The following is a 13,885-nucleotide window of genomic DNA, read 5'->3' as shown; positions in this document are numbered from 1 at the left end:
CATAAACTCCATGCATCAAAAAGCGTTAAAAACCCTGGAGTTTCACAAAATTATTGAACAGCTGTCTGCTTTTGCCTCTTCCTCGCTCGGAAAGGAAAAAGCAGAGAGACTCCTGCCTATTTCTGACTTTGAAGAAATTGTCAGGCTTCATGAGGAAACAGATGAAGCTGCCAAAATCATCCGCCTGCGGGGAAATGTGCCCCTTGGCGGGATCTTCAATATAAAACCGCATGCGAGACGGGCGCAGATCGGCGGGATGCTGAGTCCAATGGAGCTGAATGAGATCGCCAGCACCATCCGGGCTGGCAGGATCTTAAAAAGCTTTATCGAAGATATGATCGAAAGCGGGATAGAGCTTCCGCTTTCGGCCGATTATATGGAAGCCATACACCCGCTTCCAGAGCTTGAGCGCCCGATCATCAATGCCATCGGCGACAGCGGAGAGGTGCTGGATTCCGCAAGTGACAGGCTGAAATCTCTGCGGACGCAAAAAAGGACAAACGAAGGAAGAGTCAGGGAAAAGCTCGAAAGTATGATCCGGTCCCAAAGCGCACAAAAGATGCTCTCTGACGCCATCATCACAATCCGTAATGACCGGTTTGTTATCCCTGTGAAGCAGGAATACAGGGCCGTATATGGCGGGATCATCCATGACCAGTCATCTTCCGGCCAGACGCTCTTCATTGAACCGCAGGCTGTGGTCGATCTTAACAATGCCCTCCAGGAGATAAGGGTAAAAGAACAGCAGGAAATCGAGAGGATATTGATTGAGCTGTCAGCTCTTACGGGGGAATTCACGGAAGAGCTGCTCCATAAGGTAGAGGTGCTCGCGACCCTGGATTTTATGTTTGCAAAAGCACGTTACAGCAGCGCGACTAAGGCTTCAAAGCCGGCACTGAATAAAGAAGGCAGAGTGAAGCTGTTCAAGGCGCGCCATCCGCTGATTCCTGCAGAGGAAGTGGTGCCGAATGACATTATCCTTGGGGAAGATTATACTTCGATTGTCATCACCGGCCCGAATACGGGCGGTAAAACCGTTACACTGAAAACAATCGGATTATGTACCCTCATGGTGCAGGCCGGGCTGCAGATTCCCGTGCTGGATGGTTCGGAAGCGGCGGTCTTCGAGGATGTATTTGCCGACATCGGTGATGAACAGAGCATTGAGCAGAGTCTGAGTACGTTCTCCTCCCATATGGTCAATATTGTGGACATTCTAAAAAAGGTGAATGACCGCAGCCTGGTTTTATTCGATGAGCTCGGGGCAGGCACCGATCCCCAGGAAGGGGCGGCACTTGCCATCTCGATTCTTGACACGGTATATGACCGGGGAGCAAGGGTTATCGCGACGACTCATTATCCGGAGCTTAAGGCATATGGATACAACCGGACAGGGGTTGTGAATGCAAGCGTCGAATTTAATGTAGAGACCTTGAGCCCGACGTACAGGCTTCAGATCGGCATACCTGGACGAAGCAATGCCTTTGAGATTTCCAGGCGCCTTGGCCTGGATGAATCTGTTATTAGGGAAGCAAAAGGATATATAGGCACTGAGACAAATAAGGTTGAAAATATGATTGCTTCCCTTGAGGAAAGCCGCAGGAATGCGGAAAGAGACAGGGAAGAAGCCAATGAATTCCTCAGGGATTCAGAGAAAATCCATAAAGATCTCCAGAAACAGATGGCTGAATATTATGGCCGAAAGGATGAACTGGCTGAAAAGGCACGCCTGGAAGCTGCAGCTGTCGTCGAGAAGGCCAAGGAAGAGGCTGAGGGCATCTTGAGTGATCTAAGGCGCCTGAGGCTAGAAAAGAATGCTGAGGTAAAGGAGCACGAATTGATTGATGCCCGAAGGCGGCTTAACGAAGCAGCACCTGAAATTAAGAAAACGAGAAAAACGGCAGCTGCACCAAAGAAAAAAGAAATGCAGCCTGGAGATGAAGTAAAAGTGCTCAGCTTTGACCAGAAAGGCCATCTGGTGGAGAAGGTATCGGCGAAAGAATGGATGGTCCAGATTGGAATCATGAAGATGAAGGTTGCGGAATCAAATCTTGAATTCATCGGCACACCGAAACAGGTGCAGACAAAGCCGCTTGCGACAGTAAGGGGCAAGGATTATCATGTCAGCCTGGAGCTTGACCTGCGCGGTGAGCGTTATGAAAATGCGCTCATGCGGGTGGAAAAGTATATTGATGACGCCCTTCTTGCCGGTTATCCGCGGGTCTCGATCATCCACGGAAAAGGTACCGGGGCACTTAGGACGGGAGTCCAGGAATATCTCAAGAATCACCGCTCTGTAAAAAGTATAAGATTCGGTGAAGCAGGTGAAGGCGGCAGCGGTGTGACAGTCGCAGAGTTCAAATAATCGGGAGTAAAAAACAGACATGGATAAATTATGGGGTAATCAGTTTGTGTATTTAACTGCATATTACAGTGTGGTCGTACTATGCTGCATCGTTTTTCTGGCCGTATTCGAATTGGTGACGAGGTATCGGAATTGGGAGGAAATAAAAAATGGCAACCTATCCGTCGCACTCGCCACAGGCGGCAAGATATTTGGGATTGCGAATATATTCCGCCATTCCATCTTACAGAATGATTCTCTTATTACGATGATTGGCTGGGGGGTCTTCGGGTTCCTGCTGCTTCTGGTCGGTTATTTTACATTTGAGTTTTTGACACCGAGCTTTAACATAGATGAAGAGATAGCCAGGGACAACCGGGCAGTAGGATTGATCGCAATGATTATATCGGTGGGATTATCCTATGTTATCGGTGCCGGCATATCTTAAAGGAGAGGTCAGGTTTGGAAAAGCTGGCTAAGGTGCTGCTGGTTCTCTGCGGCGCATTCATGCTGATCGGAATAGGCTACATGCTGTTTTTTGCTAAATGAAAAAATAAGCACCCCCATAAGATCATCTTCCCTCTGTAGAGGTGATGCTCTTATGGGGTGCTTTTATGTTTATAGGTAAAAATCCTCAAATAATTGCTAAGAAACAATTTTGTATAATATAATTTAAAAGGAAAAGTTTGAAAATTTAAAGAATTGCAAGAAGGGGAGGGAAACATTTGACCAGTCAGGATAAAATATGGCTTGAGACCTATCCGCCGGAAATACCGGGGAGCCTGGAATACGACCAGCAGCCGCTTCAGGACTGCCTTAAGCATTCAGCAGGAAAATACCCGGATAGAAAAGCCGTCCACTTTATGGGCAAAGAGCTGAGCTACCAGGAATTATACGAATCGGCACAGAAATTTGCCGGGTATCTTGCCAGTCTTGGGATTAAAAAGGGTGACAGGGTGGCCATCATGCTTCCAAACACCCCGCAGGCGGTCATTGCCTATTTTGGGGCACTGCTTGCAGGTGCTGTGGTGGTGCAGACCAATCCGCTTTACATGGAGCGGGAGCTTGAATATCAAATGAAGGACAGTGAAGCGAAGCTCATTGTGACGCTCGACATCCTGTTCCCGAGGGCGGCCAGGGTTATGCCGAAAACCGGGCTCAGGCACATCATTGTCACAAGCATTAAAGATTATCTGCCGTTTCCAAAGAATCTCCTATATCCCTTCATCCAGAAAAAACAGTATGGAATGACGGTGAAGGTTGAACATGAAGGAAATCATCATCTGTTTGCCGAAATCATGAAGCGCCCAGTGCCCCATCAGGATATCCAGGTAGAGATTGACCCGGCCGAGGATCTGGCGCTCCTGCAGTATACAGGGGGGACCACGGGCTTTCCAAAGGGAGTTATGCTGACTCACCGGAATTTGATGGCCAATACCCGGATGTGTGCAGCCTGGCTCTATAAGGGAAAGGAAAAGGGCCATAATATTCTGGGGATCCTGCCATTCTTCCACGTATTCGGTATGACGACAGTCATGATCTTTTCCGTCATGGAAGGCCATAAAATGACGCTTCTGCCTAAATTCGATGCCTTAACGACCCTTAAGACGATTGAAAAGCAAAAACCGACCCTGTTTCCCGGAGCCCCAACCATGTATATCGCCCTGCTGAATCATCCCGACCTGGCAAGGTATGACCTTTCATCCATCACCGCCTGTATCAGCGGCTCGGCTCCCCTGCCGGTAGATGTGCAGGATAAATTCGAAGCACTGACCGGAGGCAAGCTTGTCGAAGGCTATGGACTTACTGAAACCTCCCCCGTCACACATGCCAATTTCCTATGGGACCGTCCGCGAGTCAGGGGAAGCATCGGGGTGCCATGGCCGGATACCGAGGCAGCGGTCTTATCGCTGGATACTGGAGAGCCGCTTGGACCAGGTGAGATCGGCGAATTGGCGATTAAAGGGCCGCAGGTCATGAAGGGCTACTGGAACAGGCCGGAGGAAACCGAACAATCTTTTAAAGATGGATGGCTGCTGACAGGAGATATGGGCTATTATGACGATAAGGGGTATTTCTTTATAGTAGACCGCAAAAAGGATATGATCATAGCCGGCGGATTCAATATATATCCCCGTGAAATCGAAGAAGTATTATATGAACATGAAGCTGTCCAGGAAGCAGTGGTTGCCGGCGTGCCCGATCCATACCGGGGAGAAACGGTAAAAGCTTATATCGTGCTGAAGGAGGGCAGCAGTGCCACAGAAGAGGAAATAAACATCTTCGTCCGTAAAAGTCTGGCCGCCTATAAGGTTCCGAGGATTTATGAATTCAGGTCAGAGCTTCCTAAGACGGCAGTAGGGAAGATCCTGAGGCGCGCTCTTGTCGAGGAAGAAAAACAGAAACTCGAAGATGAAAAGAACGCATGACAACTGCCTCCCGCCCGAGCCTTTGCGGCTCTTTTTACACAGGAATGGGACAAGCTTTCCTTACGTTTATCCCTTGACAGGAAAAACGATTCATCTTATTATTGAGTTATGAATGATGATTCATTCATTTTTTTGAAAGGGGACCATTCGTGAAACGTAATCGGCCAAAACATAAGCAGATAATAGATGCAGCGGTGGTGGTCATCGCTGAGAACGGATACCACCAGGCCCAGGTATCCAAGATAGCCAAACAGGCTGGAGTCGCTGATGGTACCATCTATCTATATTTTAAAAATAAAGAAGATATCCTGATCTCGTTATTCCAGGAGAAAATGGGAGTCTTTGTGGAAACGATCGAGCAGGAGATAAAGAATGTCGAGCATGCTGCAGATAAATTGCTTGTTTTGATTCAGCAGCATTTCAGGCAGCTGTCCGAAGACAGGAATCTGGCCATTGTCACTCAGCTTGAACTCAGACAGTCGAATAAAGAACTTCGCCTGAAAATAAATGAAGTGCTGAAGGGCTATCTTGAGCTGATGGAAAAAATCATTGAAGAGGGCATTGCGGCCGGGGAATTTTCAAAGAGTTTAGACAGGAAGCTTGCCCGCCAGATGATATTCGGCACCATCGATGAAACAGTGACAACCTGGGTTATGAATGAGCAAAAGTACAATCTGCCGCAGCTCGCAGGACCCATCCATGAAATGATGGCAAAGGCATGCGGGAGCCAAATGGCTGAAAAGAAGGTATAATGAGGGAGAAACATGGTTACCCTGGGGACATTTTAAAGAAAAGCCCAGGGGCGCTGTGTTTAAGAAATACATAAGTGGAGGCGGCTTTATGGAGTTTTTAAGCTATTCAGTCAAAGAGAACGTTGCTGTGATTACCATTAATAAACCTCCGGCAAATGCACTTTCCTCCCATGTCATCCAGGAGCTTTCTGAGCTATTGGATATCCTGCAGCAGGATGCCGGGACAAGGGCCGTCCTGTTGAAGGGTGAGGGAAGATTTTTTTCAGCAGGTGCCGACATTAAAGAATTTACCGGTATTGAGAGCGGTGAGGAATTTTCAAGGCTTGCCGCAAAAGGGCAGGAGCTGTTTGAGAGGATTGAACAATTTCCAAAGCCCGTGATTGCAGCCATACACGGAGCGGCACTCGGCGGCGGACTTGAACTAGCCATGTCATGCCATATCAGGCTGGTGAGTGAAAACGCCAAGCTCGGACTTCCGGAGCTGCAGCTGGGACTGGTGCCTGGATTTGCGGGATCACAGCGGCTGCCGCGATATGTAGGTACTGCAAAGGCAGCAGAGATGCTGTTCACCTCAGAACCGATTACCGGCACTGAAGCTGCGTCCCTGGGACTCGCAAACCATGCCTATCCTGAAGATGAATTGTTCCAGAAGGCAGAAGAGCTGGTGCAGAAAATTGCGAAGAAGAGTCCTGTTGCCCTAAAGGCTGCTATCAGCCTATTAAACTACTCCAAGCATGAGAATTACTACAAAGGAGTAGAAAAGGAAGCGGAATCATTCGGGACTGTCTTTGTAAGCGAGGATGCCAAGGAAGGCATCGCTGCTTTCATGGAGAAAAGAGAGCCGGTTTTTAAAGGCAGATAATTTTTTTGCGTTGAAAATTCATAATCTTTGAAATTATGGACAAAATGGAGGGCTATTCATGAATATTTATGTTTTGCTGAAAAGAACATTTGACACCGAGGAAAAGATTACCCTGTCAAATGGCCGAATTAACGAGGATGGCGCCGAGTTCATCATCAATCCATATGATGAGTATGCCGTAGAGGAAGCCATTCAGGTAAGAGATGCCCATGGCGGAGAGGTGACTGTCGTGACAGTCGGCGGTGAGGAGGCTGAAAAACAGCTGAGGACCGCGCTTGCGATGGGTGCTGACAAAGCTGTGTTGATCAACATCGAGGACGATGTAGAAAATGGCGATCAATATACGACTGCCAAAATCCTTTCAGAATACCTTAAAGACAAAAACGCAGATTTGATCATTGGCGGCAATGTGGCGATAGACGGCGGATCAGGCCAGGTTGGCCCAAGGGTAGCCGAACTGCTTGGCATGCCGTATATCACAACCATCACCAAACTAGAAATTGAAGGACAAAATGTAAGCGTTATCCGGGATGTAGAAGGGGATTCAGAGACCATTGAGGCTCAGCTGCCAATCCTTGTTACCGCACAGCAGGGCTTGAACGAACCCCGTTATCCATCACTGCCTGGTATTATGAAGGCCAAGAAGAAGCCCCTTGAGGAGCTTGAACTGGATGATCTGGACCTCGAAGATGACGATGTAGAGGCTAAAACGAAAACAATCGAAATCTTCCTTCCCCCTAAAAAGGAAGCGGGCAGGGTACTTCAGGGAGATCTGCCTGATCAGGTTCAGGAGCTTGTGGGCCTGCTGAGAAGCGAAGCGAAAGTCATTTAACCAGGCTCTTTTTAAAAGATTGCTGTTTTCTAATGAGTTCTGCGAGGAGATTTAATTAATAAAACAAAGTTGATTGGAGCACCTGCAGCGTAAATTAACTTTCTTATTCAACAGCAAGAACATATGCGAAAACAGCCTTTAACAAACAAAGTTCAGGAGGGAATATAGATGGCTAGGAAAGTTCTTGTATTAGGAGAAATCCGTGATGGTTCATTGCGTAATGTATCATTTGAAGCAATAGCAGCAGCAAAGACCATATCTGAAGGCGGAGAGGTTGTCGGTATTGTAGCCGGCAGCGATGTGAACGGCCTCGGAGAAGAAATGATTCATTATGGTGCCGACCGGGTCGTCACTGTAGCACATGAAAATCTCGCCCAGTATACGTCCGACGGTTATTCACAGGCCCTTCTGGCCGCAGTTGAATCTGAAGGTGCTGAAGGAATTGTAATGGGGCATACAGCGCTTGGGAAAGATCTGGCCCCGCGGATAGCCGGTAAATTGGATTCAGGGCTTGTATCTGATGTGACTTCCCTTGAAGAAGCTGGCGGAAACCTTGTATTTACCCGTCCGATATACTCTGGTAAAGCTTTTGAGAAGAAGGTCATCACAGGTGGACTGATCCTTGCGACCATCCGTCCGAATAATATTGAGCCGCTTGAGAAGGACAGCAGCCGATCCGGCGATATTGCTTCTCTCTCTGTGGATATTAAAAACCTTCGCACAATCATCAAGGATGTTGTCCGGAAGGCAAGCGAAGGTGTCGATCTTTCAGAAGCCAAAGTCATCATTGCCGGAGGACGCGGTGTAAAGAGCGAAGATGGGTTTGAACCGCTTAAGGAGCTGGCAAATGTGCTTGGCGGCGCGGTTGGAGCTTCACGCGGAGCCTGTGATGCAGATTATTGCGACTATTCGCTTCAAATCGGGCAGACAGGAAAGGTAGTCACGCCCGATTTATATATCGCATGCGGGATTTCCGGGGCGATCCAGCATCTGGCTGGTATGTCCAATTCCAAAGTGATTGTCGCCATCAATAAAGATCCAGAGGCCAATATCTTCAAGGTGGCCGATTATGGCATCGTGGGTGATTTATTCGAGGTCGTTCCATTATTAACCGAAGAGTTCAGGAAGTTGAAGGTTGGAGCAAACTAATCAATATAGAAGAGGCGGCCGGGATGTATGGCCGCCTCCTTTATTGATACATGTTTCATACCAAGAATGTCCGGGAAAAAATAAAGGCAGGAATTGCGGATGGGAAACGAAGGTCTGCTCTTTCGCACAGGCTCTTTTCTAAAAGATGGTTGTTTATGGATGAGTTCAGTGGGGAGATTTATTTATTTAAACAAGCAGATTTGGGCTTCAGGTGCGGTACTCCTGAGCCAGCTCATGATTTTCGCCACTCGAGTCATAAGCTGATCCGTATGGGGAAAGAAGCACTTCCCACTGTTGAATCGTCTTATGCCGGCCGGGTTTCTGCCTGCCGATATATATATTTTCTAAATTTAGAGTGATAAGATTGTGCAATTACTAATTATAATTGAGCAGGCACCGTTCCCCTGCTTTTCATTATGGGATATGTGTGACAGGTGAGACCCCGCAGGCAAAGCCGGGAGGCTCACTGCCCGGCCCGTGCAGGCAGAGTGTCTGCGGCGGAAATCCTTTTTAATTCAACCGCCACAGACAACAGACATCAGCCTTCGCATAAGATGAAAACATGAGGGTAAATTAGGTTTGAGACATATTATTAACGCCCATATGCGGAAAGGTGATATACTGATTTCAGTAAATCATTAGTATTTTCTAGGAGGATTTCACATGGCAATTGTAAAAGCTACCGATCAAAACTTTACAGATGAAACAGGCCAAGGTCTGGTTCTTGCTGATTTCTGGGCACCTTGGTGCGGCCCCTGCAAAATGATTGCTCCAGTTCTTGAAGAATTGGATGCTGAATTAGGCGATAAAGTGAAGGTCGTTAAATTAGATGTAGACGAAAACCAAGAAACAGCAGGAAAATACGGAGTGATGAGCATTCCTACCCTGATCCTGTTCAAAGACGGAGAAGCTGTTGATAAAGTGGTTGGGTTCCAGCCAAAAGAAGCTTTAGCTGACCTTATCAACAAACACTCTTAATTCCAAAAGAAAATCCCTTCTTAATGGCAAGGTTAGCAGTTCTAGCCAGTTGACCAGCAGAAGGGATTTTTTTTATACTATATAAGAACGGATATTCTGTTTTGTGAAGAAAATCCCGCCGGGAGCGGCGGGTTTTTATATGGAATCAGTTATTGAAAGGGAGCGGGGTGAACCAATGAATCAAACCATACAGCATAAACTGGCACTGCTGCCTGATCAGCCGGGCTGTTATCTCATGAAGGACCGGCAGGGCACGGTAATCTATGTAGGAAAGGCTAAGGTGCTGAAGAACCGGGTCAGGTCCTATTTTACAGGATCACATGACGGAAAAACCCTGAGGCTGGTCCAGGAAATCGAGGACTTCGAATATATTGTGACTTCCTCCGATATGGAAGCCCTGATTCTTGAACTGAATTTAATCAAAAAATACGACCCGAAATATAATGTCATGCTTAAGGATGATAAAAGCTATCCTTTCATCAAGCTGACAGCAGAACGTCATCCGCGCCTGATCACCACAAGGAATGTCAAGAAGGATAAAGGAAAGTATTTCGGTCCTTATCCCAATGCGTTTGCGGCGAATGAAACAAAAAAACTGCTGGACCGTCTATATCCGCTCAGGAAATGCACCACCCTGCCTGATAGGGTTTGTTTGTACTACCACCTTGGCCAGTGTCTTGCCCCGTGCGTGAATGATATTAAGGAACAGGAATATAAGAATATCACAGAGGAGATCACTAAGTTCCTAAACGGCGGCTTTAAGGAAATCAAAAGCGATCTGACAGAGAAAATGCATGCTGCAGCTGAAGAACTGGATTTTGAGCGCGCTAAGGAGCTCAGGGATAAAATTGCACATATTGAAACAACAATGGAAAAGCAGAAGATGACGCTGACGGATTTCACGGACCGTGATATTTTTGGTTATGCCTATGATAAAGGCTGGATGTGTGTACAGGTCTTTTTTGTCAGGCAGGGGAAACTGATCGAACGCGAGGTATCCATGTTTCCGCTCTACAATGAACCGGAAGAAGAATTCCTGACCTATCTTGGACAGTTTTATTCGAAGGTTAATCACTTTAAACCGAAGGAAATCCTGCTTCCCGAATCGATAGATGCTGAAATGGCCGGCGAGCTGCTTGAGGTCAAGATCCTTCAGCCGAAACGGGGGACAAAGAAGGATCTGCTAAAGCTTGCCAATAAAAACGCAAGGATTGCCCTGTCAGAAAAATTCGCTTTGGTAGAAAAGGATGAAGAGCGGACCATCAAGGCGGTCGAGAACCTGGGAAAACAGCTGGGCATTTATACACCGCACCGGATTGAAGCGTTCGATAACTCCAATATCCAGGGGACCAACCCGGTTTCTGCACTGGTAGTCTTTATCGATGGAAAGGCAGAAAAGAAGGAATATAGGAAATATAAAATAAAATCCGTACAAGGGCCGGATGATTACGAATCCATGAGAGAAGTAGTCAGGCGCAGGTATTCAAGAGTGCTGAAAGAAAATCTGCCGCTGCCGGATTTAATTATCATTGACGGAGGCAAAGGGCATGTCGAGGGAGTGAGGGATGTGCTCGAGAATGAGCTGGGCCTTGAGGTTCCACTTGCCGGTCTTGTGAAGGATGAAAAGCACCGGACTTCGCAGCTTATGATTGGAAGCCCGCTTGAAATTGTCCCTCTCGAGAAAAACAGCCAGGAGTTTTATCTTCTGCAGCGGATACAGGACGAAGTCCACCGATTCGCGATTACTTTCCACAGGCAGCTGCGAGGAAAAAATGTGTTCCAATCCCTTCTGGATGATATATCGGGCGTCGGGGAAAAGCGGAAGAAGTTGCTGCTTAAGCATTTTGGCTCTGTAAAGAAGATGAAAGAAGCGGCGCTTGAGGAATTCATCCAATTAGGCATCCCGAAGACGACCGCAGAAGAAATTTTTAGAAAATTGAAAGACTAGAGTTGTTGGTACGAAACAGCTGTGCTATAATCAACCATACATTCCAATTACTTTACGATGTTAAAGTGATGATAGAGGTGCGAGATTCATTAGTAGGGACTTTGAGAAGGTTGAGCTTCCATGAAAAGTCCTGAAAGGGGAAATCGCCGAAGCATTGCAAGGCTCAAAGCTTGCCGTGCTGGTTCTGCATTGAATAAATGCAGGATTGTCAAGATTCGTTCTTGGAGAGCTATCTCACTGTGTAAACGTATTAGCTTTTAGTACGTCATTCACAGGCAATGAGATAATTCTCATTGCCTTTTTTGATGTTGGAGCAAAAATCATGGATGAGTTGGCAGTTACCATTTAAGAACATTCGATAAAGCGAGGGAGGCATCAGCATTGGGGAGAATTGTACAAAAGTTTGGCGGCACATCAGTAGGAAGCGTAGAAAGGATCAAGAATGCAGCAGACCGGGTGCTCGAAGAGGTGAAAAAGGGCAATGAAGTCGTGGTGGTCGTCTCGGCAATGGGGAAGACGACGGATACTCTTGTCGGAATGGCCAGGGAGATTTCTCCTTTTCCTAATAAAAGAGAGATGGACATGCTCCTGACTACAGGTGAACAAGTCACCATTTCCCTTCTTTCCATGGAGCTGAATGAACGGGGACATGAGGCTGTGTCCTACACTGGATGGCAGGCGGGAATCCAGACAGAAGCCGTTCACGGCAATGCACGCATTACCGAAATCGGGGCAGGCCGGATTGAAAATTCGCTGAAGGAAGGTAAAATTGTGATCGTTGCCGGCTTTCAGGGAATAGCAGCCGGCGAAATCACCACTCTTGGCCGGGGGGGATCGGACACGACTGCAGTAGCCCTGGCAGCTGCGCTGAAAGCTGATAAATGTGATATTTATACCGATGTCACTGGCGTCTATACAACGGATCCGCGCTATGTGGAAGGCGCAAGGAAGCTGTTATCGGTTTCTTATGATGAAATGCTGGAGCTTGCGAATCTCGGTGCCGGTGTGCTTCACCCGCGTGCAGTAGAATTTGCCAAAAATTATAATATGCCGCTTGAAGTCCGTTCAAGCATGGAGCGCGAGCGAGGAACAATTATTGAGGAGGAAGCGTCAATGGAACAGAACTTGATCGTCAGAGGAATTGCATTTGAGGATAACATTACCAGGATTTCTGTTCTGGGGCTGTCTTCAGGCGGTACAGGGATTTCATCCATCTTTACCGCTCTGGCAAAAAACCATATCAATGTGGATATCATCATCCAAAGTGTTACCGAGGGTAGTGAAACCGGACTATCCTTCTCGGTTAAAACCGAAGATGTAAAAGAAGTCCTGGAAGTGCTGAACAGCCACAAAGAAGCAATCGCTTTTGACCGCATCGAGACAGAACGCGGCTTGTCCAAGGTTTCCATTGTCGGATCCGGCATGGTCTCAAATCCGGGTGTGGCAGCCGAAATGTTTGAAGTCCTCGCCCAGGAGAAAATTGCGATCAAGATGGTAAGTACTTCAGAAATAAAAGTTTCGGCTGTTGTGGCTCAGGACAGAATGCTGCCTGCAGTCTCCTCGCTCCATAAAGCTTTCAACCTTTCAGAGGCGCTGGCCGTTGAATCTAAGTAAAGGAAAGAGGATGTCCTAAGTGTGGGATATCCTTTTTTTTTACCTTGTTTACCACAGGAAGTATTCGTTTTCCCCTGAGTATTCCTATTTGAAATAAAACTGAAGGCAGCAGCCGCAAGAGGATCCTTATAAGCTGCATACAGAGCAAAGCCCGTGAAAAATCTCCATTTTTCACGGGCTTTATGGCTGGGACTTATAAGACAGTCCCATTATTTCACTATATTCCGTCCTTAGTATCCCACTTCACGATGAAAGACACTTTCGCGCCTCGCTTCTTTGGTTCTTCTATGGCTTCGGTCGAGACTTTCCGCTGAATTTCAAACTGTTCAGCGAGGAATCCTGCCTCCAATTGGAAGTGGCATTTTACATTAATGGACAGCCGCCTTTCAACAGTACTGCCGGACAGCTCAAACAGGGATTCATCTTTAGATAATTTGGTCTGGGTGAGTGTCCCCCATCCTGCATTGCGGAAAAACTCGATGATTTCTTCAACGCTCTGCAGCGGGAATTTTCTCGCCAGCTGCTTGCCGCCCCAATAAAGAAGCTGGGACGCCTCTTTTCCAAGAAGTTCATTCAGCAGGAATTCTCTGATCAAATCGTAGCCGAATGCCGGAATATCATGCCCTGCCGGCCCGACAGCGTTTTCTTCTCTTTGTTTTTCATTCAGGCTCAGTTCTGAAGTTTTTTCTAATGTTGTTTCATTCACGGCTTCTTTACCCAAGATTCTCCCCTCTTTCTTACATCTATTATAAACAAAAATTCATGCATACAAAGAACTAAAATGCAAAACTGGCAAATTTCATTATGCCAAAATAGTTCCTAACCGGTCAGTATGTTAGGTGAGTTATAGAATAGAAGATAAAAAGTTATAAATTTTATGAAAAATTTTTATATTTGGCAAGTATTTTGTGTATCCGTTTTCTTGACGCCTTTTCGTGTGAGGAGTAAAATGAACATTGTTAAGAGCATGTTACAAA

General features: G+C 46.9%; 11 protein-coding genes and 1 riboswitch. Of the genes, 10 read left to right on the top strand and 1 reads right to left on the bottom strand.

Features of this window, described 5'->3' with window-relative positions; genetic code table 11:
• Positions 1–10 precede the first annotated feature (10 nt).
• The 10 genes from V1501_RS16130 (at position 11) to V1501_RS16085 (ending at position 12,908) form a co-directional block, all read left to right on the top strand.
• Positions 11–2,365: an endonuclease MutS2 gene (locus V1501_RS16130; RefSeq protein WP_409289688.1), complete on the top strand. Its 2,355-nt coding sequence runs from the start codon at positions 11–13 to the stop codon at positions 2,363–2,365.
• Positions 2,366–2,384: 19 nt separating this feature from the next.
• A complete protein-coding gene (locus V1501_RS16125; protein WP_409289686.1) occupies positions 2,385–2,792 on the top strand; it encodes a DUF350 domain-containing protein in 408 nt (135 codons plus the stop codon).
• Between the two features lie 277 nt (positions 2,793–3,069).
• A complete protein-coding gene (locus V1501_RS16120) occupies positions 3,070–4,773 on the top strand; it encodes a long-chain-fatty-acid--CoA ligase (protein WP_409289685.1) in 1,704 nt (567 codons plus the stop codon).
• A gap of 149 nt (positions 4,774–4,922) precedes the next feature.
• Positions 4,923–5,525, top strand: a complete 603-nt coding sequence (locus tag V1501_RS16115) for a TetR/AcrR family transcriptional regulator (protein WP_409289683.1) — start codon at positions 4,923–4,925, stop codon at positions 5,523–5,525.
• Positions 5,526–5,613: 88 nt separating this feature from the next.
• Positions 5,614–6,387 (top strand): enoyl-CoA hydratase, encoded by a 774-nt coding sequence (locus tag V1501_RS16110; RefSeq protein ID WP_409289681.1) that lies wholly within the window; start codon positions 5,614–5,616, stop codon positions 6,385–6,387.
• 58 nt (positions 6,388–6,445) lie between these two features.
• Positions 6,446–7,219, top strand: a complete 774-nt coding sequence (locus tag V1501_RS16105) for an electron transfer flavoprotein subunit beta/FixA family protein (RefSeq protein WP_409289679.1) — start codon at positions 6,446–6,448, stop codon at positions 7,217–7,219.
• Positions 7,220–7,387: 168 nt separating this feature from the next.
• A complete protein-coding gene (locus tag V1501_RS16100; RefSeq protein WP_409289678.1) occupies positions 7,388–8,368 on the top strand; it encodes an electron transfer flavoprotein subunit alpha/FixB family protein in 981 nt (326 codons plus the stop codon).
• 663 nt (positions 8,369–9,031) lie between these two features.
• On the top strand, positions 9,032–9,346 hold the full coding sequence (gene trxA, locus V1501_RS16095) for a thioredoxin (protein WP_409289676.1): 315 nt from the start codon (positions 9,032–9,034) through the stop codon (positions 9,344–9,346).
• 175 nt (positions 9,347–9,521) lie between these two features.
• Positions 9,522–11,294 carry an excinuclease ABC subunit UvrC gene (gene uvrC / locus V1501_RS16090; RefSeq protein ID WP_409293411.1) on the top strand — a complete coding sequence of 591 codons (1,773 nt, stop codon included), beginning with the start codon at positions 9,522–9,524 and terminating at the stop codon, positions 11,292–11,294.
• A gap of 64 nt (positions 11,295–11,358) precedes the next feature.
• Positions 11,359–11,534: riboswitch (Lysine riboswitch) on the top strand.
• Between the two features lie 141 nt (positions 11,535–11,675).
• The gene (locus V1501_RS16085; protein ID WP_409289675.1) at positions 11,676–12,908 is read left to right on the top strand and encodes an aspartate kinase; all 1,233 of its coding nucleotides are present in this window, start codon (positions 11,676–11,678) and stop codon (positions 12,906–12,908) included.
• 217 nt (positions 12,909–13,125) lie between these two features.
• Here V1501_RS16085 and V1501_RS16080 read toward each other — a convergent pair whose 3' ends face one another.
• Positions 13,126–13,629: a YslB family protein gene (locus tag V1501_RS16080; RefSeq protein ID WP_409289673.1), complete on the bottom strand. Its 504-nt coding sequence runs from the start codon at positions 13,627–13,629 to the stop codon at positions 13,126–13,128.
• Positions 13,630–13,885: the final 256 nt, after the last annotated feature.

The sequence above is a fragment of the Paraperibacillus esterisolvens genome, assembly GCF_046237625.1.
Taxonomy (GTDB): domain Bacteria; phylum Bacillota; class Bacilli; order Bacillales; family DSM-1321; genus Paraperibacillus; species Paraperibacillus esterisolvens.
The sequence above is the reverse complement of the archived record's forward strand: the minus strand, read 5'-3'. Positions and strand labels throughout refer to the sequence as shown.